Here is a 21,768-nt window from a genome sequence, read left to right on the forward strand (position 1 = left end):
AGCTCTCCAAATGTGTGGAGAAAGTATCCCGTTCGCGCCACGGAAATTTACCCCGTCGCGTCCTTTCCGATTTCGTTTTTGGCAACCGATTTCGCCAGCTTGACAATGCTCTGACGCACTGCGGGATCGGATATCGACATGAACGCCCTGTTTAGAGCCAAGCCCTCAGAGCTGGAAATGAACATCGAGATGTCGGATATCTCGTTCGGTCCTTCCCCCGCCGCAATCGCTGTTTCCTCGAAAAAAAAAGATATGGGAACACTCAAGATCGAAGCAATGTTCTGCAGGCGGCTGGCGCCCACGCGATTGGTTCCCTTTTCGTATTTCTGAACCTGCTGAAATGTTATGCCAAGGCCATCGCCCAGCTTTTCCTGGCTCAGCCCCAGCGTCGTTCGCCGGAAGCGGATACGACTTCCAACATGGACGTCAATCGAATTTGGAACCTTGTTCATAAATGCCCTCATGGCGTCGTTAAAGTTGAATATTAGCACTTTGCTTCAATCGTGTCTGCCTTGCAATCTCGGCTTATGTAAAAAGACGTTTGTCAGACATAAAATCCCTCGCGTTGTTCCGTGTCGATCATGTTCCGTCGTCGGCTGGGTGAAATTTTTGAAGCGCCTTTGTCGTGAGCGCATCGTGATATAACCGGCCGTCGGCTTGCCGCCGACGCTGCGATCCTCAGCTGTAGCTGATTGTGTTGCCGTTGCGCGGCCTTGTGAGGAAATGCCGGTCATATTCGTAGCCATGAATACCGGTAAAACGTTCAAACAAGGCCGAGAAAACGGTTTCCAGTTTGTATTGAACGCGCGTCACGATCATTTGCGTATCGTCTTCGCGCAAATCCTTGGGAATATCGATGGGTGACGCCTGTCCCGCGGGAAGAGCTGTTGTATGGTAAGCTGCCGACCAGACCACCGTCGCTTTATTGTTCGTGTCGATGTTCACCACACAGATGAGAATGGTGAGACCCGTGAGGTCATACGGCTCGAGGATCGAGCTCACTCCTGAAAGGATGGTCGAGATATCGGAATGGGTCCAGCTGCTCTGCATCGACACGATTTCGGCCGTCGTGGACGCAATCTGGTTCATCTTCCTCTGGACTGTCAGTCCCTGTCCGAGGTCGACGGTTCCGGCAAGCAGGAGGAACAGGAAAGGGAGTAGCAGGACGAATTCGATCGCCGATGCGCCGGCACGATCTTCTCTGAAGCGCCGCAACAATCGTGACACGAAATGATCTTGAAAGGATTTCATGTGGACCTCCTCAGAACGGTTCGTTGCGGAACAATGTGGAAGCGCCCAAAAGATAGCTCCCATCAGACAGTGTTCGACTGGAGAGGGAGTAGAGATTGACGACCGGAGGCCAGGGCAAAAAAGCTTGCACGAGAATATAGTCGCTGCCGTAGCCGATGTTGAAGCTCTCGGTGACCGTGACATTGCCCTCGGAATCGATGGGCGTCATGCCGCCGGCTGTCGAGACGTCGGTGATGACTGTGGCCGACACAAGCAGTTTTTTTTCGCAGTTCAACATGTAGACCATGTCGCCGCAGACCCGTGCTTTGAACGTCGTCAGGGACATTTTTTGCTCGGCCGCCTGCCCGGTTTTGATAAGCCGGGCGTTTTTGTGCACGGAGGAATCGAGAGCGGTATTGACGAAGAACATTGCCGAAAGTTCGACGATGCCAAAAATGAGCACGAAGAGCGGCAGCGCCAGGAGCGCGAACTCGATTGCTGCGACGCCGGATTTATCTTTCAGAAGTCGATGGACGATCCGCGGGCGCATTATTGGGTCAGCCGCACGGAGGTTAGATACTGGGTGAACAGAGCTGAAAGACCCTTTTTGATCTGATCTTCCGACGAGGCGGAAACGAAAAGGTCAGACGACGAGGCGCAATCCTGCAGCGCTATCGGAATATAGTCCTGACGGCTCGTGGTGCCGCTGACGCCGCTGCGCAGCGTTCCACCCCATGTCGATTTCCAGTCACTGCTATTCATGGTTTTGGCGACGGTGGCGTTGTATCCCCAATCAGCCGGGATCGCCAAATATTCGGTATAGAGAACAGCGACGGTAGCCTTGCTCTCCTTGAGGTAAGCGCACCAATCCGGATTGAGCGGTGCCACTTTGCCCCAGTTGCTGGCGCCCGTGGTGACCCATTCGCGTTTCGATTGCACGCCGTCGGTCAGCAGGAGAACCAGCTTTAGCGGCTGGTTGGCGGATGAGCCGTCGCCGGCTGGGCCAACCTTGGTCTTCAGGGCCATGAGTGCGGTTTGGAAATCGGTTGATGCCATCGAACTTGCGCTTGTAAGTTTACTTTTATCATCGGACAGCTTCTTGCGCGCCGAACTGGTCGAGTAATCCGGGGGTAACACTGCTGAAATTGTTTCCCCGAGCCCATAGAGGCCGACCTTGATCCGCGTATGGGTATTGTCGGCGCTATCGATCATGTCGAGAACCTCGCCCACCGCCTCAAGCGCGACGTCGGACCGCAGCTTGACGCCCGCTGCTTTGCTGTAAGCGTAGTAGGTTGGATATTTTTTTTTCTGAACGGTGACCGGATCATTGGTGCTGTGGCAGGCAAATTCGCAACCTGCGTTGTTGCGCATCAGTGTCTGGCCTTGGCTTGTCGCTGCCAGGAGCATCGAGGGGGATTTGTCGATGACGATATTTACCTCCAGGTGGGAGGTGGCCGGACCTTTGATGGCGCTCGCGACGCTAACAGGTACGGAATTGATGTCGGCAAGGGACATTAACGTCGTCGGCACCGTTCCTTTGGCCGTGGCTGTAATCGTGTGGCCAGATTTGTCGATCTTGATTTCCGCCAGGTCGTAGCTGGAATCCCGCTTGTCTGCCTGCGCCTCAAACCAATCGGCAATCTTTGCTTTCAGTTTGACTTCGTCATTGGTGTCGACCTGCTTGATGGCTGCCACCAGGGCGGCGTCAAGATCGGCCTGCATCTTGTTTTGGACGTTGTAGGCGCGGGTATAGTCAAGACTGGCGCCGACGGCGAGAAGCATCGGCACCGCAGTGATTGCAACGACCAGCGCAACGTTTCCGTTTCTGTCACCGAGCAGGGATTTCAACCGCGAGCGAGCGGCGGCGAAAGAGATGAGACGCATGTTTCCGGATACACCAGTTCAGCTTTTTGATAAGCCGATGGTGCATTAGAAACATTAGTAACAAGTAAATAGTAATATTTTTGGTGCACTCAAATGACGAAACAATATCCAGTTTACGCATGCGATTTCGGGAAGAATATCACTCTGACGGCAACAGTGGTTTTCGCGTAAAGACTGTGGCTTCCTTTAGAAAGTATCATTAAGGTTGCATTTTGCCGCTTCTGGTCGATTTTTCAACTTGAAGTCCCGTATAAATCCGCTTTTAGCTTTAACAAGCCAATATCGGTTTCCCGCCGAAAGCTGAACCTTCTGTTTGACGGTCGCCGCCTTTCCATCGATTTCGAGCGCGGACCGGACACCTTGTTCGCGCACCGGATATTCAAGTGCTCCAAAAAACGTTTGCGAATGTGCTAATATGTGTAATAATCATACTATTCGTCGTGCTGAGGCAGATGACTGGAGACGCTGGCTTTGATAATGAAGCATGAAAGGCGAGAGGGCGACGGCCCCGCCGGGCGAATGTTTTTCTGCGTCGTCGCAATCCCAACAATGCTCTCCGACGTTCAGTTGCCCATTCCGTCGGGGCGCCGCCTGCGATGAGCAGACCCGGTCAGGTCTCCCGTTTCAAGGTTGTCGAGGCGGACGTCGACCAGATGCGTGAACACTATGCAAAGACCCTGAAGCCCGTTCGCGTCAGTACGTTGAACAGGGGGGCCTCAATCTCGGTGGAAGATACGCATTTCTCGACGGGCGATTTCGACATCTGGTCGGGCATATGCCGCTCCGGAATGGAAGTCAGCTTCTCCGAGCCGCCCGACGCCTTTGCGATCTACCTGCCGCTTGCGGGAGCGATGGAGGTGGAGACACGGGGACGCCAGTTCGTATCGACACCTGGCAGGCTTATCGCGACGGATCTCTCCCAGACCCGGATGTTGCGGCTGCATCCCGAGCGAAGCCACATAGGCATTGCCTTCAGCCGCAAAGCCGTAATCCGTCAACTCTCCGAGCTTCTGGACATGCCGGTGATCCATGACCTCGATCTTTTCACCGAATGCGACATGCACTCCAGTGCCGGTGCAAAGCTTGCCGCATTTGGGCAACTCCTCTGGGACAATCTCGCCAATGGTCCACCGGAAAATATCTCGGCGCGCTCCACGGAGTATTTCTTTCGAACGATCATGGTCGCGATGCTTGAAAGCGTGCCACACCGCTATTCGGCGCTGCTGGAGCGCCCCGCGTCGCCGGCCATGCCGCGGCAGGTGAAACGGGCGATCGACTACATGATCGCGAATATTGCCAGCCCCATCAATGTCGAGGATATCGCTCAAGCGTCCGGCGTCAGCATCCGTTCGTTGCAGGTGGCCTTCCAGCAGTTCAAGGAAACGACGCCATTGAACTACCTGCGCCAGTTGCGCCTGGAAAGCGTTCGCCGCGAGCTTGTCGCCGGCAAGCACGATCGCATTTCAGTTTCAGATGTGGCCCGCAATTGGGGTTTTACCCACATGGGACGTTTTTCGGTTCTCTATCGTGAGGCGTTTGGCGAAATGCCGACGGAAACGCTGCAATTGACGCGCCTCGGCAAGTAAGGCCGGCATGGTCGTTCTGTCTTGGCCATACGTATTAACGTGTGGCCGCCATTCTACGACAAAGAGCCCTCTAAACCGTCGGATACTCGTTCGCCGTAAAGACATGGTGATGGACGCGGCCGGAAAACATCTCCAGCAGTCCGCCGGTAACGGCACGGCTTTCGAAACGCACATCCGATTGCAGCGCCCTGTTGCAGGTCTCGATATCGGGATAGCGGATGGCAAGCGCCATGGCGTAGACGGGCGCGCCTTCATCGCGGTCGGCACCATCCAGCACCCGTACCTCCTCGGCGCCCGGAAACCGGGTCCAGAGCGGCACGAGCTTTTCCTTCACATAGGCGCGGAATTCCGTTTCCTTGCCCGCGTGGATTTCCCCTTCGAAAAGGGCGTAGCGAATGATCATGGGATTGCTTTCGTCTGAACGCATTGCTGAAGAAAAAAGGGCATCATTCGCGATGCCCAGCTCCTGGGAGGCTGCTACATCTTCCCCCAGAGTTTCTTGTATTCGTCACGATAGCCGTTGTCCGGGTCGAAGCTGTTCTTTGGTCCGCCATCGAATTCGACATTGTCCGACGTGACGACATGCAGCGGCGACAGGTAGCCGGACCAGGCTTCTCCGGCGAAGGCGCGGTTGAGTTCGTCGACCAGCTGCCAGCCCTGCAGGTTCAACGGTTCGGCAACCGTCACCTTCTGGAACTGGCCGGCGCGGATGCGCTGATAGGCCGATTCCGAGCCGTCGCCGGCCGCAACGTTGATCGGCGCATCCGTCCCGCCCTTGCCGGCGGCTGCGAGAGACGGACCCATGAAGTCGAAATAGAGGTCGTTGATGGCAAGCGAATGGGTCCACTGGTCGCCGTATTTCTGTAGCAGCGACGTCGTCAGCTGCGGCATCCGCTGCGAGGTTTCGGCGATCGGCGTATCGACATATTCGAGAACCGTGCCGCCCAGCGCCTCGATCTCGGCCTTCATCTTGTCGGCCTTGGCGATGGCGATGGCGTAGGTGCTGTCGGTGAAGATGATCACCCCCGGCTTGCCCTTGGCATCGACATAGGCATAGTCCGCCGCTGCCTTGGAGACTTCCATGGCGTCGGTGCTGACATTGGCGAACAAGCCGGTCTTTTCATCCGGACCGATGACCGGACCCGCATGCCAGGCGACGAGCGGAATTCCCGCGGCCTTCACCTGCTCGAGGGCCGGGGCCTGCTCGACGGCATCGAAGCCGTTGATGATGATGCCGGCGGGCTTCAGGGCCAATGCCTGGCCGAAGGCTGCCGTGCGGCCGCCGATCGAGCCCGCGCCGTCCAGCACCTTGACCTCCCAGCCGATTGCCTTCGCGGCCTCCTCGACGCCGGTGGTGACACCGAGGATGCCGCCATTCTTTAGGTCGCCGGCCAGGACGACGATCGTCTTGCCTTCCTGCGCCTTGGGGCTGGCTTTCGGGCCGTCCCAACCGGTAACGCGGGTGGCGTATTTGTCGACGACTGCCTTGGCATCCGCCATGGCATCGGCGAGCGCCGGGCCGGCCAGCATCAGCGCCAGCATGGCGACCGAGCCCTGGATCAGTGTTCTGCGTTTCATGGTTCTTCCTCCCTTTGAAGATGGTGCGGTTTGCAAAATAGGTTCCCTCAGTTTTTCTGTATCTTGACCGGCAGACCTGGTGCCGCCGCTTTACCCGCAGCGCCCCTCTTGCGCTGGGCATACCCGGCGATGCCGATGGCCACGAGCAGGGTGACGCCGTTGAACAGCGGCTCGACGAAGAACGAACCGCCGATCTGCTGGATGCCGGAAATGCCGACCGCCAGAATGATAACGCCGGTCATTGTGCCCCAGACATTGACCCGACCGGGCTTGATGGTGGTGGAGCCGAGAAAGGCGCCGACCAGCGCCGGCAGCAGGTATTCCAGCCCGACGCTGGCCTGGCCGATGCGCAGCTTCGAGGCGAGCAGGACGCCGGCAAGGGCGGCAAGCGTTCCCGAAGAGACGAAGGCGCCGATGACGAAACGACGAACGGGAATGCCGTTCAGGGCGGCAGCCTTCGGGTTGGCGCCGATGGCATAGACATAGCGGCCGATCGGCAGGTATTCGAGGATGACCCAGAGCGCGACGGCGATGGCGATCACGTAGAAGCCGGTGATCGGCAGGCCGAAGACCATGGTTCCGTTGAGCGCATAGAAACCTTCCGGTAGCACCCCGACCACCTGCCGGCCGCCGGTGTGCCAGAGCGCCAGTGCGTATAGAATGGTGCCGGTGCCGAGCGTGGCGATGAAGCTGTCGATGCGCGCCACCTCGACCAGAAGGCCGTTGAGGAAACCGGTGAAGGCGCCGAGCGCCAGCACGATGACAACGGCGATCGGCCATGGCACGCCGAACATCGTCTGCAGGCTGATCGCCAGGATATGCCACAGCACGATGCCGTAGCCGACCGTGAGATCGATGCGGCCGGATGCCATCGGGATCATTGCGGCAAGCGACAGAAGCGCGATGATCGCCTTGTCGGAGACGATGGAGCGCAGGTTGAGCAGCGTCGGGAAGGTGCCGGGCAAAAGGATCGAGAACAGCAGGATCAGGGCGACCGTCAGGATGACGAGGCCATAGACCGGGATGTAGCGGGCGATCTTCTGGCCCATTGTAAGCCCGGCCAGTTCGCTGCGCGTCGGCTCAAGCGCGGTGGATTCGATCGATTGCATGGTTCTGGCTCCCGTGGTCTCTTATGCGGCTTCCGATGCCGAAGCGGCGGAAATGACGGCGGATGTGGTCAGGGCCTCGCCCTGAAGTTCGGCAACGATGCGGCCGCGCGAAAATACCAGCGCGCGATGGCAGATATGGGCGATTTCCTCGAAATCGGTGGAAACGACGACGACAGCCAGGCCTGCTTCGAGCGCCCGGGCAATCAGCTTGTAAATCTCGGCCTTGGCGCCGACATCGACACCGGCAGTCGGATCTTCGGCAACCAGCAGCTTGCGGCCGGTCACCAGCCAGCGGCCGACGACAACCTTTTGCTGGTTGCCGCCCGACAATGCCTCGATCGGCAGGCTCTGGTCGTTCGGGCGCAAGCCCACGGTTTCGCCGATCTTGCGGGCTTGTTCAGCCTCGTCGGCCGGAGACAGGAACGAGAACAGGCCGCGACCGGATGCGCCGGGGTTTATGAAGGTGTTTTCCCGAAGCGACAGCGACATGGCAACGGATTCTTCCGTCCGGTCGCGCGCGATCAGCCCGATACCGGATTTCATCGCTGCGACCGGGTTGGAAAGATCGGGCGCTTCGCCGTTGAGGTGGATCGTGCCCCCAAAGGCTTCGCAGCCGAACAGCGCGCGGCCGATCAGTTCCTGTCCGGCACCGCGCAGGCCGACAAGGCCGAGAAGTTCGTTCTGGCGAATATCAAAGGACACGGGGCCAGTGCCGGCACAGATCAGATTTTTCGCAGAAAGGACTGTCTTGCCGGGCGTGCAGGCGGCCTTGACGAAAAGCTGGTTGGCCGGGCGGCCGACGATCATTTCGATCAGGTCGTCCGGCTTTGTCTCGCTGACCGGGCGCTGGCCCACCAGCTTGCCGTCGCGCAAGACGGCGACCCGGTCGGCGATGCGGAAAATCTCGTCCAGCCGGTGCGACACATAGATCATGCCGACGCCGCGTTCCTTGAGGGGACGGATGGCGTTGAACAGTCGTTCGACCTCGTCGGCCGGAAGGCTTGCGGTCGGCTCGTCGAGAACCAGCACGTCGGCTTCGACCGCGAGCGCCCGGGCAATGGCGACCAGCGACTTCTCCGTGCGGGTAAGATCCTGGACGCGGGTGCTGGGGTCGAAGTCGCAGCCGACCAGGTCCAGCGCCTCGCGGGCACGATCTTCCGTGCGGCGCCAGTCGATCAGCCGCGAGCGGAGTGAAAAGCCTTGCGCCAGGCCGACATTCTCGCCGACCGTCATCCATTCGATCAGGCCGAGATCCTGATGGATGAAGGCGACGGGCTGGCGGGTGTTGGGTTTTGGCGGGCGGTGGCTGTAGGGCTCGCCGCGAAACAGGATCTGGCCGCCATCGGGCTTGTAGATACCGGCAAGCGTCTTGATCAGCGTCGACTTGCCGGCGCCGTTTTCGCCGAGAAGCGCAAGGATTTCGCCCGGGAGCAGATCGATGGAGACGTTTTCGAGCGCGCGGGTTCCGCCAAAGACTTTGGTGATCCCCTTGAACTCGATGAGTTTGCGATTGTCCATCTCTGCTCCTCCCAAAGCGTCGATTGAGATATGTTATCGATAACATATCCGGTTAGTCAAGGACCGATGTTCGTCCCACTCCACATTTTGTCAGGAAAGCGTGCCGTCGAGCAGGCGCATCATCTCGGCGGAATCGCGCGCACCCAGTCCGGCCGCACAAAGCAGCCGGTGGATTTCGACGACCTGGCCGGTCATCGGTAAGGGCGTCTTGGTCTTCAGCGCGAAGGCCTGCAATGAATCCAGGTCCTTCAGCATGTTGTCGATCCGGCCGGTGGGCGCGTAGTCGCGGGTGGCGAACTTGCCCATGAACTCCTGCAGGATGCTGGAATCGGCGCGGCCGCCGGCAAGGGCTGCCGGGATGGAGGCCGGATCGACGCCGCCGGCCTCAGCCAGTTTCGTCGCCTCGGCCACCGCCTGGAAGATCACCGCGCAGAACAGCTGGTTGATCAGTTTGGTCGTCTGCCCGGCGCCGCTTCCGCCCATGCGCGTATAATTGCGGGCGAGGTGTTGCATGACGGCGCGGGCGCGCTCGACATCGGCCTCTTCGCCGCCGGCCATGATGGTCAGCCGTCCGCCAAGCGCGCCCGGCACGCCACCCGAAAGCGGGCAGTCGACCCATTTCATCCCTGTCTCGCTTGCCAGTCGCGCCGACATCTCGGCCGTATCGACGGGATCGATCGACGACATGTCGATGAGGAGCTTTGTTGCATCCGCACTGGCACTGATCCCCTCCGGTCCGAAGACAACGGCGCGGACGATATTCGCATGATTGAGGCTGAGAATGACGAAGTCGTTGTTGCGTGTCGCCTCGGCCACCGAGGCCGCTGCGCTGGCGCCCTTGTCGGTCAGCGCTTTGACCTTGACCGGATCGAGGTCGAACACGGTGACGGTCTGCCCGGTCTCGATCAGCCGTGTCGCGATGGCCGACCCCATGATGCCGGCACCGATGACGGCGACCCTGCAGGCTTGCATATCGGTCATGGTTTAACTCCGTTCAGGGCGGCAAGGCCTTCGAGGGCCTTTGCGGTGATGGCGTCGGGCGAGGGGGCGATATCGACAGTCACGATAAAACCTTCGCCTTCAGGACTTTCCAGGGTCGCCAGTTGGCTGTCGAGCAGCGGAGCCTTGAAAAAATGCCCCGGACGTTCCGTCATCCGTTGCAACAGGATATCGCGCGATCCCTTCAGGTAGACGAAGGCGAGGGGCCGGCCTGCCGCCTGCCGCAACTGGTCGCGGTAGATCCGCTTCAGGGCCGAGCAGGAAATGACGATGCCGGCATCGTCCGCTTCGGCGAGACGCTTTCCAATGATTTCAAGCCATGGCCAGCGGTCGCCGTCATCAAGCGGAATGCCCTCCGACATCTTGGCGATGTTGGCCGGTGGATGCAGACTGTCGCCCTCGACGTAGGGCAGGCCCAAATGCGATGCAAGCCGCTCGCCGATGGAAGACTTGCCGCAGCCGCTGACGCCCATGACGATGATCGGGCCTTTAAAGGCAGGTGGTAATGCCGCCGTCGACATAGAGCGTGTGTCCGTTCACAAAAGAGGATGCGTTGCCGGCAAGGAAAACCGCCGATCCGACCAGTTCATCGACATTGCCCCAGCGGCCCGCCGGCGTGCGCTTTTCCAGCCATCCAGAAAATTCGGCGCTGTCGACCAGCGCCTGATTGAGCGGCGTCTTGAAATAACCGGGCGCGATCGCGTTGATCTGGATGCCGTATTTCGCCCAGTCGGCGCACATGCCGCGTGTCAGGTTTTTCACGGCGCCCTTGGTCGCGGTATAGGGCGCAATCCCCGGACGGGCCAGCTCGCTCTGGACGGAGGCGATATTGATGATCTTGCCTCTGCCGCGCGCAATCATGTGCCTGGCAACGGCCTGGCCGACATAAAAGACGCTGGAGATATTGGTGGAGAGCAGCAGGTCCCACTTGTCGGCCGGAAAGTCCTCGAGCGGGGTACGAAATTGCATGCCGGCATTGTTGACGAGGATGTCGATCGCTCCGAGGTCCGCTTCGACCGCGGCGACCCCGTTTGCAACCGAATCCTTGTCCGTCACATCGAACACCGCCGGATGCGCTGCATGACCCGATTTGCGCAGCGCTTCGACCGCGACTTCGACCTTGTCCGGCGAGCGGCCATTGAGGATGACCTCGGCGCCGTGTGCGGCCAGTCCTTCGGCGAGCGCGTAGCCGATGCCCTGGCTCGATCCGGTCACCAGTGCCCGGCGTCCGCTCAAGTCGAACAATGGAAATCCCATTCAAAAGCCTCCCAGCATCTTCCGAACCGTTTCATCTTGCGCTGCCTGTTTACAGCGCCCGGTTTCTATTGACACATATGTTATCGATAACATATCAAGTCAAGCAAGAAAATTCAGGAGGTAAACATGTCCAAGCCAGAGGTTCTTATGACCGGCCCCTATCCCACATGGGACATGGAGGATCTTGACAGCCGCTATGTCATCCATCGGCTTTGGGAGTCAAAAGACAGGGATGCGTTTCTCGCCGAACATGCCGATAGCGTTCGCGCGATTGCGACGCGCGGTGAGCTCGGTGCTTCCGCCGATTTGATGAAAAGGCTGCCTAAGCTCGAAATCGTCAGCTGCTACGGCGTCGGCACCGATGCGATCGATCTGCGCTTTGCCCGCGAAAATGGTATCCACGTGACGAACACGCCGGATGTGCTGACGGAGGACGTGGCCGATCTCGGCATGGCGCTGTTGCTTGCCGCTGCGCGGCAGATTCCCGCCGGCGACGCCCATGTCCGCGACGGGCAATGGGTGAAAGGCAACATGCATCTGACGACCCGTGTCTGCGGCAAGCGCGTCGGCGTCGTCGGCATGGGGCGGATCGGAACTGCCTTTGCCCGGCGCGCGGCCGCCTTCGACTGCACACTCTCCTATTTCGCCCGCACGCCGAAGCCGGACCTTCCCTATGCCTTCGTTGGCGATCTGGTCGCGCTCGCCAGGCAATCCGATTTTCTCGTCGTCACCCTTGCGGGAGGCGAGGGCACGCGCGGCATCGTCAGCGGCGAAGTCATTGACGCACTGGGGCCGGATGGTATCTTCGTCAACATCTCGCGTGGCACCACCGTGGACGAGGCGGCTTTGCTCGATGCGCTTGAGCAGGGCCGGATCCGGGGTGCCGGGCTGGACGTGTTCCTGAACGAGCCGGCCATCGACCCGCGCTTTGCGCGCTTGCAAAACACGGTCCTGCAGCCGCACCATGGCAGCGGCACGGTGGAAACGCGCCAAGCGATGGGCAAGCTGGTGCGCGACAATCTGGCGGCGCATTTTTCCGGCGCCCCATTGTTGACACCGGTTGCCTGAGACGAGGAGCAAAGTCATCATGAAATCCGTTGTCATCCATGCGGCAAAAGACCTGCGCGTCGAAGAAACCGATCCGGGCACAGCTGGGCCGGGCCAGGTCGAGATCGCCATCGAAGCCGGCGGCATCTGCGGTTCCGACCTGCATTACTACAATCACGGCGGCTTCGGCACGATCCGGCTGCGCGAGCCGATGATCCTCGGCCACGAGATCGCCGGCACGATCAAGGTCCTGGGCAGCGGCGTCTCCGGTCTCGCCGTCGGCGATCGTGTTGCCGTGTCCCCGAGCCGGCCTTGCAACGCCTGCGACTATTGCCTGAAAGGGCGGCAGAACCATTGCCTCAACATGCGGTTCTACGGCAGTGCCATGCCCATGCCGCACATTCAGGGCGCCTTTCGCCAGCGGCTCGTTGCGGAGAGCTGGCAGTGCCATAAGGTGGCCGATGGCGTCTCCATCAACGAGGCGGCCTTTGCCGAGCCCTTCGCCGTTACGCTGCATGCGGTCAACCGGGCGGGCTCGCTTCTCGGCAAGCGCGTGCTGGTCACCGGCTGCGGTCCGATCGGCGCATTGTGCATCCTTGCCGCCCGCGCCCACGGCGCGCAGGAAATAGTTGCCACCGACGTGATGGACGCCGTTCTTTTGAAGGCACTCGCGGTTGGTGCCGACCGCACCATCAATGTTGCCACCGACGGCGACAGGCTTGCCGCCTATTCCGCCAACAAGGGGTATTTCGACGTGATGTTCGAAGCCTCGGGCAATGAGCGGGCCGTTCGCTCCGGACTAGAGGTCTTGAAACCGCGCGGCATCCTCATGCAGCTCGGGCTCGGCGGCGATGTTTCCATCCCGCAGAACGTCATCGTGTCGAAGGAAATCGACATGCGCGGCAGCTTCCGGTTCCACGAGGAGTTCGCGTTGGCCGTCGATCTCATCAACCACCGCCGGGTCGATGTGAAGCCGCTGCTGACGGGCATCTTCGATCTCGATGACGCCGTGGCGGCGTTCGAGGCGGCCGGTGACCGCAGCCGGTCGATGAAGGTGCAGCTGTCGTTCTGATCAGGTGCTTTCGCGTTCGATGACGCGGAAGCCGGTGCGCGTGATGCGCTCCGGCGTTTCGGCAGATGGCCCCTGTATGGTCTGGGTCAATTTCAGCGCCGCCTGACGGCCGATGCCGTAGCAATCGACATTGATCGTCGTCATGCGCGGATGACAGCAGGCGGCGATTTCATAGTCGCCGAAACCGGCAATGGCGATGTCATCCGGTACGCGCATGCCCCGGCGCTGACATTCCATTAGCGCGCCAAAGGCCGAAAGGTCTGAAACGCAGAGCGCGACCTGCGTATCCGGCCAGCGCTCGAGCATGCTGACGACCGCCTGCGCACCCTGTTCCATCGAGATCGGCGGGACGCCGAAGGAGATCACCCGATCGGAGGGCAGGCCCAGTCGTTCCAGCGCCCGCACGAACCCGGCACGCCGCTGGCTGCCGCGCGTGTCGCGCGCCGTGGTGCCGCCGATATAACCGAAGCGTTCGTAACCCTTGGCGGCGAGCGTCTCGACCAGCAGTTCCATCGCGGCGCCATTGGAAAAGCCGACGACCTTGTCGATCGGGTCGGCTGGCGTGTCCCAGGTTTCGATCACCGGTATGCCGGCCTGCTCCAGCATGCGCCGCCCCTTCGGCGTGTGGGCGCCTCCGGTCAGGATGATGCCCTCGGGCCGCCGCCGGAGCATGGCTTCGATCAGTTCCTCCTCCCGTTCGACCGAATAATTGGTGTAGCCCAGGAGCAGTTGCAGCCCGGTTCCCTCCAGTGCATCGGTAATGCCGCGCGCCGTGTCGGAAAAGTTGGAGTTGTTGATGGACGGAATGATCGCCGCGACGAAGCCCGTGCGCCGGGAAGAAAGGCTGCCGGCCGATTGATCGAGGACGTAGCCGAGTTCATTGATGGCCTGCGTGATCCGCTCGCGCGTCGCCTTGGAAACGTGGCTGCCTTCCTTCATGGCACGGGATACGGTCATGGCCGAAACGCCGGCGCGGCGGGCGACATCGTTCATGGTCGGTGCTTCGCCCGCCTTGCTGTCGCCAACCTTGCCGTCGGATGTCTTCGTCATTGCCTGTTCCCGTCCGGACGACCGTCTCAAAAACCTGTTTATCAGCGATCATGTTATCGTTATCATCAACAAGAAACAACCGGTCGGCCGCCAGCCGGCACAGGGTAAAAATTGCAATGAAGGGGGAGTTTGTATGTTCGGGGAGATTGAGGGGACGGGGTTCGAGGTTCTGGATCCGCGCTTTGCTGGATGTTTCGTCGGCCATGCGCGCGTAGAACGGCTGTGGACGGGAGGGCGCTGGCTGGAAGGGCCGGCCTGGTTCGCGCCCGGCCGCTTTCTTGTCTGGTCGGACATTCCGAACAATCGCATGATGCGCTTCGACGAGACCAGCGGGGCCGTGTCGGTCTTCCGGCAGCCCTCGAACAATTCCAACGGCAACACGGTGGACAATCAGGGCCGGCTCGTGACCTGCGAGCACCTGACCAGACGGGTAACGCGCACGGATTTCGACGGCACGGTAGAGGTCATTGCCGACAGGTTCGAGGGCAAGCGGTTCAACTCGCCGAATGATGTCGTCGTCAAATCCGATGGCTCGATCTGGTTTACCGATCCGTCCTACGGCATCATGCATGATTATGAAGGCGACTATGGCGAAGAAGAGATCGGCGGCTGCCATGTCTATCGCGTCGACCCACAATCCGGTGACGTGACGAAAGTTGTCGATGACTTCGAAAAGCCTAACGGACTTGCTTTCTCACCGGACGAGCGGCTTCTCTATGTCGCCGATACCGGCGCCAGCCATCTGGAAAACGGACCGCGTCATATCCGGCGTTTTTCGGTGTCGGATGAGGGCAGGTTATCGGGCGGAGAGGTTTTCGCGACCTGCATGAATGGGTTCTTCGATGGCTTCAGGGTCGATCGGACAGGGCGCATCTGGGCGAGCGCCGGGGATGGCGTCCATTGCCACGATCCGGACGGAACGCTGATTGGCAAGATCCGCATTCCCGAGATCGTCTCGAACCTGACCTTCGGCGACGCCAGGCGCAATCGGCTGTTCATCACCGCGACAAGTTCGCTCTATGCCGTTTATCTGACGGCGAATGGTTCGAAATTCGGCTGAGCAAGCGAACGCGCCGTATCAATAGGAATCATGCTGCTTGAGGAAGTCCGAGACCGTCGCAAGGCAAAGCGCTTTTTCCTCGACATGTGGCATATGACTGGAGTCTTCGAACACCACCCAGCGGCAATCGGGGACATTTTCCACGTAGGGACGCACCACTTCCGGGGTTGCCTCATCATGACGGCCGGAGATCAACAGGGTCGGAGCCTGGACTTGCGACAGGCGATCCTCGATCGTCCAGTCCTTCATCGTGCCGATGACATGGAACTCGGTCGGGCCGTTCATGTTGCGATAGACAGTATTGTCCTCGTCCATGATGGCGAAGGTGCGGGCGACTTCCGGCGGCCAGGGCACGACGCGGCAGACATGGCGGTCGTAGAACACCCGCGACGCAGCGATGTATTCGGGATCTGTCAGCGTGCCGGCGTCCTCGTGCGCCAGAAGCGTGTCCTGAACATCCTGCGGCAGATCGCGGCGAAGGCGGTTGGCCTCCGAAACCCAGGTGTGCATATTGGCTGGCGAATTGGCGATGACCAGCGCCTTCAGCCCCCTTGGCTGCAGCACGGCATGTTCGGCTCCGAGCATCCCACCCCAGGACTGGCCGAGAAAAGCATAGCGCTCCGCGATACCGAGATGTTTTAGCAGCGCGTCCAGCTCTTCGAGAAACAGCGGAACCGTCCAGAACTCAGGACCTTTGTCCGGAAGCCGGGTGGAGTTGCCATTGCCGAGCTGGTCGTAGTGGATGACGGCACGGCCATCGAGGGCGGCGATATCCTTGAAGGAATCGACATAGTCATGTGTGCAGCCCGGTCCGCCATGGGCGACCACCAGCGGCAAAAGGGGGGAGTCCAGCGACCCGCTGATGCGATACCATGTCCGGTATTCGCGAAACGGCACGAAACCTTCCTCAACAGCCACCGTCGCCACATTCGTCTCCATCCGTTCGTTCGAGATGGAGAAACCATAGTGCGGGCGCGGCGGAGGCGGCAGCTATCATAAGTAATAGGGTGTGTCTTCCAGCAGGCGATAATGGGTGGCGCGCACCACGGCCTGGGTCCGGTTCTTCGCGCCGAGTTTCTTCGCCGCTGCGTTCAGATGCATGACGACGGTCGGCACTGAACGATCGATGATCCGCGAAATCTCCTTGGCGGATAGGCCTTCGGCAGAATAGCGCAGGCATTCCCGCTCGCGCTCGGTCAGCCGCATCTTCGTCGATGCGCGCGCATCGCGGTCAAAAACGGGATAGGCGGTTTCATGGAAAACGTGGGCAAGCAGGCCAAAATCGGCAAGCGAATGGCCGGCATCGCGCTCGAAATCGCGCTTGTCGCCAAGACGCAGGCCCGTCACGGTGGCGTAGTCGCCGCGCGGCATGTGCACCGGCACCGTGACTCCACAAGACATATCGCGCTCGCGCAGATAATGCGCCACCGGTGCCGTCTCCTCGTTCATGAAACGGTTGATCAGCGTGCCGGCGTTCCTGTCGTAGTTCCAGAAGAATGGCGTCGTGGTGCGCAGTGCCAGCTGCTGGACGGGATCGATGCGGAAATAACCGCGTTCGCACCAGTATTCATGCATATCGTCGGAAATGTTGCGCAGCTTCATGAGCGACGGGATCATCAGATCGCCCGCCAGATCATAGGGCACCGGTGTATAGTCGTAGATCAGCGCGTCGAAGCCCAGCTGCTTCATCGCCTCGAAAACCTGGTCGATGCGGCCTTCCAGCGTCGCCGCCGCCGAGAAGCGCTGTCTGATCTCACCGATATCGTCAAGCATAGCTGAACTCCAACATCCTACATGCGGCTGAACCTGCCGGGAGCGATCCTATCACTTCTTATAGCTGGCGCAGAGCCGTTATTCCGCTAAAAATTAGCCATGCTCAAAAGATGGGCAAGGAATTTCTTGGTGGAGACAGCGATGTGGCGGGAGATCGAGCCGGATGAGCGATATGAGGTCGCGGTCGATGGCTTCAAGGTCGTCGCCTATTCGTTTGGAACCGGCGACGAGGTGGTGTTTTGCCTGAATGGCGGACCGGGACTGCCGTGCGACTACCTGCGTGAGGCGCATTCCTGCCTCATCGACAAGGGATACCGCGTCGTCGCTTTCGACCAGCTCGGCACCGGCGCGTCGGATCGACCGACCGATGCGGGCCTCTGGACGATCGGCCGTTATGTCGAGGAAACCGAGGCGGTGCGCAAGGCATTGGGCCTCGGCAAGGTGCATATGCTCGGCCATTCCTGGGGTGGCTGGCTTGCCATCGACTATGCGTTGACCTATCCGGAAAACCTGAAGACGCTGATCCTCGAGGATACGGTTGCCGATATGCCGCATCTGGTTGGGGAACTCGAGCGTCTGCGGGCGGCTTTGGGGTCGGAAACTGTCGCCATGATGCAGAAGCACGAGGCGCAGGGGACGATCGATCACCCGGAATATCTGGCGGCGATCACCATCCTCAACTACCGGCACGTCTGCCGTCTCCCGGACTGGCCGGCGCCGGTCAAACGGTCGCTCGACGACTGGAACATGGGTCCCTATGGCACCATGCAGGGACCGAACGAGTTTCTCTATATTGGCAACCTGAAGGACTGGAACCGGGTGCCGGACCTGCCGAAGATCACGGTTCCGGTGCTGATCACCTGCGGCGAACATGACGAACTGACACCGGCCTGCGCGCTACGCATGAAGCTCGGCCTGCCGGATGCCGAATTGAAGGTGTTTGCCAACGCGAGCCACATGCCGTTTTATGAGAATCCGCAGGCCTATTATCCGGCCCTGCTCGATTTCCTTTCACGGCGTGGGACGGCGTGATGACAATAACAATGCCGATGGTGGCCGATATCCGGTGGCAGAAAGGGGTGCGCGCGCATGCACCGCTATAGGTTCGTTCTGTCCCGGCCATTGCAGTTCCTGCCGGTGCTTTTCGGCATCAGCATCATCACCTTCATTCTGGTGCGGCTCATTCCCGGCGATCCGGCCCGCGTCCTGCTCGGCACACGCTCGACACCGACGGCAATTGCCCGCATCCGGGCGCAATACGGCCTCGACGAGCCGCTCTGGCTGCAATATTTCTACTTTCTCGAAAATCTCGGCAAGGGAGAGATGGGCAAGTCGATCCTTTACAAGATCGACGTGCTGAAGCTGATCGCCACCCGCATCGAGCCGACGCTGACGCTGGTTCTGACCAGCGTCGCCCTGTCGATCCTGATCGCGGTGCCGATGGCGGCGATCGCTGCGCGCAACAACGGCCGTCTTGCTGATCATGTGGTGCGGATCGTCTCGACGCTCGGCATCGGTTTCCCGCCTTTCTGGCTGGCGCTCATGCTGATCATCCTGTTTTCCGTCCGGCTCGGCGTCTTTCCGGTGTCCGGCTATGGCGAAACGCTTGGCGACAAGCTGGCCCATCTCGTCCTGCCGAGCCTCACCATCGCGCTGTCTCTCTCGGCGGTGCTGACGCGAAGTCTGAGGGCGGCGATGATCGTTGCGTTGAAATCGGATCTGGCGACGGCGGCGCGGGCGCGCGGCATGCCGGAAAGCATCGTCTTCTGGCGACATGTCCTGCCCAATTCGCTGGTGCCGACGGTCAATCTGCTCGCCGTCAACATCGGCTGGCTGATCGGCGGCACCGTCGTGGTCGAAACCGTCTTTGCCATTCCCGGTATGGGGCAGCTTCTGGTGCGCGCCATCTTCTCGCGCGACTACATGGTGGTGCAGGGGGTCGCCATGGTTTTTGCCTGTGCGACGGTGCTGGTCAATTTCCTGGCCGATATCGTCACGGTCAGTCTCGACCCGAGGGTCCGGCTATGACCTCAGCCCTTGCCGCCACCCGTATGAATGTACCGTGGAGCCGCTTTCTTGGCCGTCACATGACATTGGCGATCGGCGCCGCAACCCTTGGTCTGTTCCTCGCTGTCGCGCTCGCTGCGCCGCTGATCTCGCCCTATGATCCGATCTATCAGGACGCCGCCGTCCGTCTCGCCATGCCGTCGCTTGCCCATCCGTTCGGCACCGACAATTTCGGCCGCGATATTCTCTCGCGCGTCATCTGGGGCACGCGCATCGACCTGCAGATCGCCGTCATCGGCGTCGTCTTTCCGTTTCTGATCGGAACCTTCATCGGCACGGTTGCCGGTTTCTTCGGCGGCATCGTCGATACGGTCTTCATGCGGCTGGTCGACATCATCCTCGCCTTTCCCTTTCTCGTGCTGATGCTGTCGATCATCGCCATTCTCGGCCCTGGGCTATCGAGTTTCTATATCGCCATGGCCCTGGTCGGCTGGGTCTCCTATGCGCGGTTGATCCGGGCGCAGATGCTGGTGTTGAAAAGCAGCGATTATGCGGTGGCCGCCGTCAGCCTCGGTTTCAGCCGCGCCCGCATCATGTTCCGGCATCTTTTGCCGAATGCGGTGGCCGGCTCCATCGTCTTTTCCATGTCGGATGCGGTGCTGGTGCTGCTCAACGGCGCGGCGATCAGCTATCTCGGCCTCGGCGTCCAGCCGCCGGTCGCCGAATGGGGCGTGATGGTTGCCGAGGGCCAGAGCTTCATCACAACGGCCTGGTGGATCACGCTGTTTCCCGGCCTGTCCATCGTCGTGCTGGCCTTCGGGTTCAGCCTTTTGGGCGATGGTCTTGGCGAGTGGCTGGGGGTGAACGAATGAGCGGCCCGGTTCTGTCCATCCGTGACCTGACGGTCAAGGTTCCGATCGACGGGGAAACCCGCACGCTCATCGACGCCGTCTCCTTCGACCTCGCCAGGGGAGAAATCCTCGGGCTCGTCGGCGAAAGCGGCTCCGGCAAGAGCATGATCTGCCGCGCGCTCGTCAAGCTTCTGCCATCGCCCGCGATCGCTATTACCGGCGGCACCGTTCTGCTTGACGGAAAGGATCTGGCGACGCTCAGCGAAGACGCGATGCGCGCAGTGCGCGGAGCCGAGATCGGCATGATCTTCCAGAATCCGACCAGCCATCTCGATCCCGTCATGCGTATCGGCGACCAGATTGCCGAAGGCATCCGCTATCATCAGGGCTTCGATCCGCGGGAAGCACGAGCCGCTGCGGTCGAAATTCTTGGCCAGGTCGGATTTCCCGACCCCGCGCGGCAATATGACAATTACCCGCATGAGTTCTCCGGCGGCATGCGTCAGCGGGCCATGATCGCGGTGGCCCTGTCCTGCAATCCGAAGATCCTGATTGCCGACGAGCCGACCACGGCCCTCGACGTCACCATCCAGGCGCAGATCCTGCGTCTGCTGATGGACCTTCGCGACAAACGCGGTCTGTCGATCATCCTGATCACCCACGATCTCGGCATCGTCGCCCAGACCTGCGACAGCATCGCCGTGCTGCGCAACGGCCAGCTGTTGGAGCATGGCCCCAAGCGCCGCGTGCTTGCCGAGCCGCAGCATGCCTACACGGTGAGTTTGTTGAAAAGCCATCCGTCGATGCCGGAGGAGAGCGGAGGAACGCCGCTCACGCCTGCTGCACTGCCAATCGCTCTCCAGCCGTTGCTGGAAATCGACGATCTGGTGGTGCGCTTTCCGGCGCCGGGTCTGGGGATTTTCAAGAAGGGCAAGACAGAGATCGCCGCCGTCAATGGTGTCAGCCTGCGGATCATGCCGGGCGAGACCGTCGGCATCGTCGGCGAAAGCGGGTCCGGCAAGAGCACGCTGGCGCGCGCCATTCTCGGTCTCACGCCGCTGACATCGGGCCATGTCAGCTTTGCGGGGTCCGATCTGGCCCAGCAGCGCCGTCAGACGCTGGCCAAGCTGCGGACCGAGGCGGCCATGGTGTTCCAGGATCCCTACAATGCCCTCAACCCGCGCCTGACCATCGGCGACATGCTCGCCGAAGTTCTTAAGGTGCAGGGCAATACGCCGGCTGCGCGCATTCCCGAACGCGTTGGCGAATTGCTCGACCTGGTCGAACTGGACCGCGCATTCGCGACCCGTCGCCCGCGCAGCCTGAGCGGCGGCCAGTGCCAGCGCGCCGGCATCGCGCGGGCGCTCGCCGTCGATCCGAAACTGATCATCGCCGATGAATGCGTGGCTGCCCTCGATGTTACCATCCAGGCGCAGATCATCGACCTGTTTCGCGATCTGAAAACGCGGATGAACCTGACGCTTCTGTTCATCGCTCATGATCTCGCCATCGTCCGCAATCTCTGTGATCGGGTCGTCGTGATGTATCGCGGCGAAATCGTCGAGGAAGGCCGCTGCGACGCGGTGTTCGCCAACCCGCGCCACGCCTATACGGCGGCGCTGATCGGCGCCATTCCGGATATCGACCCGGACAAGCCGTTGCCTCGGGGGGATTTGCCCCCACGGAGCGAGCCGAAAGCGGCGCCGGTCGTTCGAGGCCAGCCACTCATCAGCATGCAATAACAACA

22 protein-coding genes are annotated in these 21,768 nt (G+C 60.6%); 8 read left to right on the top strand and 14 right to left on the bottom strand.

All coding sequences use genetic code 11. The features are described from left to right. Positions 1–47: 47 nt before the first annotated feature. From J2Z75_RS17535 to J2Z75_RS17550, 4 genes are all read right to left on the bottom strand, one after another. A complete protein-coding gene (locus J2Z75_RS17535; RefSeq protein WP_209854048.1) occupies positions 48–452 on the bottom strand; it encodes a helix-turn-helix domain-containing protein in 405 nt (134 codons plus the stop codon). A 226-nt stretch (positions 453–678) separates the two neighbouring features. Then, the gene (locus tag J2Z75_RS17540) at positions 679–1,251 is read right to left on the bottom strand and encodes a TadE/TadG family type IV pilus assembly protein (protein WP_209854049.1); all 573 of its coding nucleotides are present in this window, start codon (positions 1,249–1,251) and stop codon (positions 679–681) included. A 10-nt stretch (positions 1,252–1,261) separates the two neighbouring features. Next, the gene (locus tag J2Z75_RS17545) at positions 1,262–1,780 is read right to left on the bottom strand and encodes a TadE/TadG family type IV pilus assembly protein (RefSeq protein WP_209854050.1); all 519 of its coding nucleotides are present in this window, start codon (positions 1,778–1,780) and stop codon (positions 1,262–1,264) included. Then, positions 1,780–3,114 carry a TadE/TadG family type IV pilus assembly protein gene (locus tag J2Z75_RS17550; RefSeq protein WP_209854051.1) on the bottom strand — a complete coding sequence of 445 codons (1,335 nt, stop codon included), beginning with the start codon at positions 3,112–3,114 and terminating at the stop codon, positions 1,780–1,782. The genes J2Z75_RS17545 and J2Z75_RS17550 overlap by 1 nt, the downstream gene beginning before the upstream one ends. 596 nt (positions 3,115–3,710) lie before the next feature. On the opposite strand from J2Z75_RS17550, the gene J2Z75_RS17555 reads away from it, so the two are divergent. Further along, a complete protein-coding gene (locus J2Z75_RS17555; protein ID WP_209854052.1) occupies positions 3,711–4,700 on the top strand; it encodes a helix-turn-helix domain-containing protein in 990 nt (329 codons plus the stop codon). Positions 4,701–4,770: 70 nt separating this feature from the next. Here J2Z75_RS17555 and J2Z75_RS17560 read toward each other — a convergent pair whose 3' ends face one another. From J2Z75_RS17560 to J2Z75_RS17590, 7 genes are all read right to left on the bottom strand, one after another. Further along, positions 4,771–5,103: a hypothetical protein gene (locus J2Z75_RS17560; RefSeq protein ID WP_209854053.1), complete on the bottom strand. Its 333-nt coding sequence runs from the start codon at positions 5,101–5,103 to the stop codon at positions 4,771–4,773. A gap of 74 nt (positions 5,104–5,177) precedes the next feature. Next, complete coding sequence (locus J2Z75_RS17565) at positions 5,178–6,278, bottom strand: ABC transporter substrate-binding protein (protein ID WP_209854054.1); 1,101 nt, start codon at positions 6,276–6,278, stop codon at positions 5,178–5,180. A 47-nt stretch (positions 6,279–6,325) separates the two neighbouring features. Beyond that, positions 6,326–7,387: an ABC transporter permease gene (locus J2Z75_RS17570; RefSeq protein ID WP_209854055.1), complete on the bottom strand. Its 1,062-nt coding sequence runs from the start codon at positions 7,385–7,387 to the stop codon at positions 6,326–6,328. A gap of 21 nt (positions 7,388–7,408) precedes the next feature. Further along, a complete protein-coding gene (locus tag J2Z75_RS17575; RefSeq protein WP_209854056.1) occupies positions 7,409–8,905 on the bottom strand; it encodes a sugar ABC transporter ATP-binding protein in 1,497 nt (498 codons plus the stop codon). Between the two features lie 90 nt (positions 8,906–8,995). Further along, entirely contained in the window at positions 8,996–9,886 is an 891-nt protein-coding gene (locus J2Z75_RS17580; RefSeq protein WP_209854057.1) for an NAD(P)-dependent oxidoreductase, read from the bottom strand. Then, positions 9,883–10,425: a gluconokinase gene (locus J2Z75_RS17585; protein WP_234937403.1), complete on the bottom strand. Its 543-nt coding sequence runs from the start codon at positions 10,423–10,425 to the stop codon at positions 9,883–9,885. Before J2Z75_RS17585 ends, J2Z75_RS17580 begins: the two co-directional genes overlap by 4 nt. Beyond that, positions 10,394–11,161, bottom strand: coding sequence for an SDR family oxidoreductase (locus J2Z75_RS17590; RefSeq protein WP_209854058.1), 768 nt, complete (start codon positions 11,159–11,161; stop codon positions 10,394–10,396). The genes J2Z75_RS17585 and J2Z75_RS17590 overlap by 32 nt, the downstream gene beginning before the upstream one ends. Positions 11,162–11,287: 126 nt before the next feature. Between J2Z75_RS17590 and J2Z75_RS17595 the strand changes: the two genes are divergently transcribed. Both J2Z75_RS17595 and J2Z75_RS17600 read left to right on the top strand, forming a co-directional pair. Beyond that, entirely contained in the window at positions 11,288–12,229 is a 942-nt protein-coding gene (locus tag J2Z75_RS17595; RefSeq protein ID WP_209854059.1) for a 2-hydroxyacid dehydrogenase, read from the top strand. 19 nt (positions 12,230–12,248) lie between these two features. Continuing rightward, on the top strand, positions 12,249–13,280 hold the full coding sequence (locus J2Z75_RS17600; protein WP_209854060.1) for an L-idonate 5-dehydrogenase: 1,032 nt from the start codon (positions 12,249–12,251) through the stop codon (positions 13,278–13,280). Here the strand turns inward: J2Z75_RS17600 and J2Z75_RS17605 are convergent, their stop codons facing one another. Beyond that, positions 13,281–14,330 (bottom strand): LacI family DNA-binding transcriptional regulator, encoded by a 1,050-nt coding sequence (locus J2Z75_RS17605; protein ID WP_234937404.1) that lies wholly within the window; start codon positions 14,328–14,330, stop codon positions 13,281–13,283. 133 nt (positions 14,331–14,463) lie between these two features. On the opposite strand from J2Z75_RS17605, the gene J2Z75_RS17610 reads away from it, so the two are divergent. Beyond that, entirely contained in the window at positions 14,464–15,390 is a 927-nt protein-coding gene (locus J2Z75_RS17610; RefSeq protein WP_209854061.1) for an SMP-30/gluconolactonase/LRE family protein, read from the top strand. An 18-nt stretch (positions 15,391–15,408) separates the two neighbouring features. Here the strand turns inward: J2Z75_RS17610 and J2Z75_RS17615 are convergent, their stop codons facing one another. Both J2Z75_RS17615 and J2Z75_RS17620 read right to left on the bottom strand, forming a co-directional pair. Further along, positions 15,409–16,329, bottom strand: coding sequence for a proline iminopeptidase-family hydrolase (locus J2Z75_RS17615; RefSeq protein ID WP_209854062.1), 921 nt, complete (start codon positions 16,327–16,329; stop codon positions 15,409–15,411). Between the two features lie 54 nt (positions 16,330–16,383). Further along, positions 16,384–17,163, bottom strand: coding sequence for a LuxR family transcriptional regulator (locus J2Z75_RS17620; protein WP_209854063.1), 780 nt, complete (start codon positions 17,161–17,163; stop codon positions 16,384–16,386). A gap of 141 nt (positions 17,164–17,304) precedes the next feature. Between J2Z75_RS17620 and J2Z75_RS17625 the strand changes: the two genes are divergently transcribed. The 4 genes from J2Z75_RS17625 to J2Z75_RS17640 are packed head-to-tail and all read left to right on the top strand — an operon-like array spanning position 17,305 to position 21,763. After that, entirely contained in the window at positions 17,305–18,195 is an 891-nt protein-coding gene (locus J2Z75_RS17625; RefSeq protein WP_209854316.1) for a proline iminopeptidase-family hydrolase, read from the top strand. A gap of 57 nt (positions 18,196–18,252) precedes the next feature. Further along, on the top strand, positions 18,253–19,191 hold the full coding sequence (locus J2Z75_RS17630; protein WP_209854064.1) for an ABC transporter permease: 939 nt from the start codon (positions 18,253–18,255) through the stop codon (positions 19,189–19,191). Positions 19,192–19,214: 23 nt separating this feature from the next. Beyond that, positions 19,215–20,042 carry an ABC transporter permease gene (locus tag J2Z75_RS17635; RefSeq protein WP_407692780.1) on the top strand — a complete coding sequence of 276 codons (828 nt, stop codon included), beginning with the start codon at positions 19,215–19,217 and terminating at the stop codon, positions 20,040–20,042. Continuing rightward, a complete protein-coding gene (locus tag J2Z75_RS17640) occupies positions 20,039–21,763 on the top strand; it encodes a dipeptide ABC transporter ATP-binding protein (protein WP_209854066.1) in 1,725 nt (574 codons plus the stop codon). Before J2Z75_RS17635 ends, J2Z75_RS17640 begins: the two co-directional genes overlap by 4 nt. Positions 21,764–21,768 lie beyond the last annotated feature (5 nt).

The sequence above is a fragment of the Rhizobium herbae genome, from assembly GCF_017873135.1.
GTDB lineage: Bacteria > Pseudomonadota > Alphaproteobacteria > Rhizobiales > Rhizobiaceae > Pararhizobium > Pararhizobium herbae.

Bases quoted from the DNA above. Each gene is read 5' to 3' on its own strand.
- J2Z75_RS17565 (WP_209854054.1), bottom strand. From the start codon at position 6,278: ATGAAACGCAGAACACTGATCCAGGGCTCGGTCGCCATGCTGGCGCTG.
- J2Z75_RS17595 (WP_209854059.1), top strand. From the start codon at position 11,288: ATGTCCAAGCCAGAGGTTCTTATGACCGGCCCCTATCCCACATGGGAC.
- J2Z75_RS17610 (WP_209854061.1), top strand. From the start codon at position 14,464: ATGTTCGGGGAGATTGAGGGGACGGGGTTCGAGGTTCTGGATCCGCGC.
- J2Z75_RS17590 (WP_209854058.1), bottom strand. From the start codon at position 11,161: ATGGGATTTCCATTGTTCGACTTGAGCGGACGCCGGGCACTGGTGACC.
- J2Z75_RS17635 (WP_407692780.1), top strand. From the start codon at position 19,215: ATGAATGTACCGTGGAGCCGCTTTCTTGGCCGTCACATGACATTGGCG.
- J2Z75_RS17585 (WP_234937403.1), bottom strand. From the start codon at position 10,425: ATGTCGACGGCGGCATTACCACCTGCCTTTAAAGGCCCGATCATCGTC.
- J2Z75_RS17535 (WP_209854048.1), bottom strand. From the start codon at position 452: ATGAACAAGGTTCCAAATTCGATTGACGTCCATGTTGGAAGTCGTATC.
- J2Z75_RS17600 (WP_209854060.1), top strand. From the start codon at position 12,249: ATGAAATCCGTTGTCATCCATGCGGCAAAAGACCTGCGCGTCGAAGAA.
- J2Z75_RS17630 (WP_209854064.1), top strand. From the start codon at position 18,253: ATGCACCGCTATAGGTTCGTTCTGTCCCGGCCATTGCAGTTCCTGCCG.
- J2Z75_RS17620 (WP_209854063.1), bottom strand. From the start codon at position 17,163: ATGCTTGACGATATCGGTGAGATCAGACAGCGCTTCTCGGCGGCGGCG.
- J2Z75_RS17625 (WP_209854316.1), top strand. From the start codon at position 17,305: ATGTGGCGGGAGATCGAGCCGGATGAGCGATATGAGGTCGCGGTCGAT.
- J2Z75_RS17605 (WP_234937404.1), bottom strand. From the start codon at position 14,330: ATGACGAAGACATCCGACGGCAAGGTTGGCGACAGCAAGGCGGGCGAA.
- J2Z75_RS17575 (WP_209854056.1), bottom strand. From the start codon at position 8,905: ATGGACAATCGCAAACTCATCGAGTTCAAGGGGATCACCAAAGTCTTT.
- J2Z75_RS17555 (WP_209854052.1), top strand. From the start codon at position 3,711: ATGAGCAGACCCGGTCAGGTCTCCCGTTTCAAGGTTGTCGAGGCGGAC.
- J2Z75_RS17615 (WP_209854062.1), bottom strand. From the start codon at position 16,329: ATGGAGACGAATGTGGCGACGGTGGCTGTTGAGGAAGGTTTCGTGCCG.
- J2Z75_RS17560 (WP_209854053.1), bottom strand. From the start codon at position 5,103: ATGATCATTCGCTACGCCCTTTTCGAAGGGGAAATCCACGCGGGCAAG.
- J2Z75_RS17580 (WP_209854057.1), bottom strand. From the start codon at position 9,886: ATGACCGATATGCAAGCCTGCAGGGTCGCCGTCATCGGTGCCGGCATC.
- J2Z75_RS17545 (WP_209854050.1), bottom strand. From the start codon at position 1,780: ATGCGCCCGCGGATCGTCCATCGACTTCTGAAAGATAAATCCGGCGTC.
- J2Z75_RS17550 (WP_209854051.1), bottom strand. From the start codon at position 3,114: ATGCGTCTCATCTCTTTCGCCGCCGCTCGCTCGCGGTTGAAATCCCTG.
- J2Z75_RS17540 (WP_209854049.1), bottom strand. From the start codon at position 1,251: ATGAAATCCTTTCAAGATCATTTCGTGTCACGATTGTTGCGGCGCTTC.
- J2Z75_RS17640 (WP_209854066.1), top strand. From the start codon at position 20,039: ATGAGCGGCCCGGTTCTGTCCATCCGTGACCTGACGGTCAAGGTTCCG.
- J2Z75_RS17570 (WP_209854055.1), bottom strand. From the start codon at position 7,387: ATGCAATCGATCGAATCCACCGCGCTTGAGCCGACGCGCAGCGAACTG.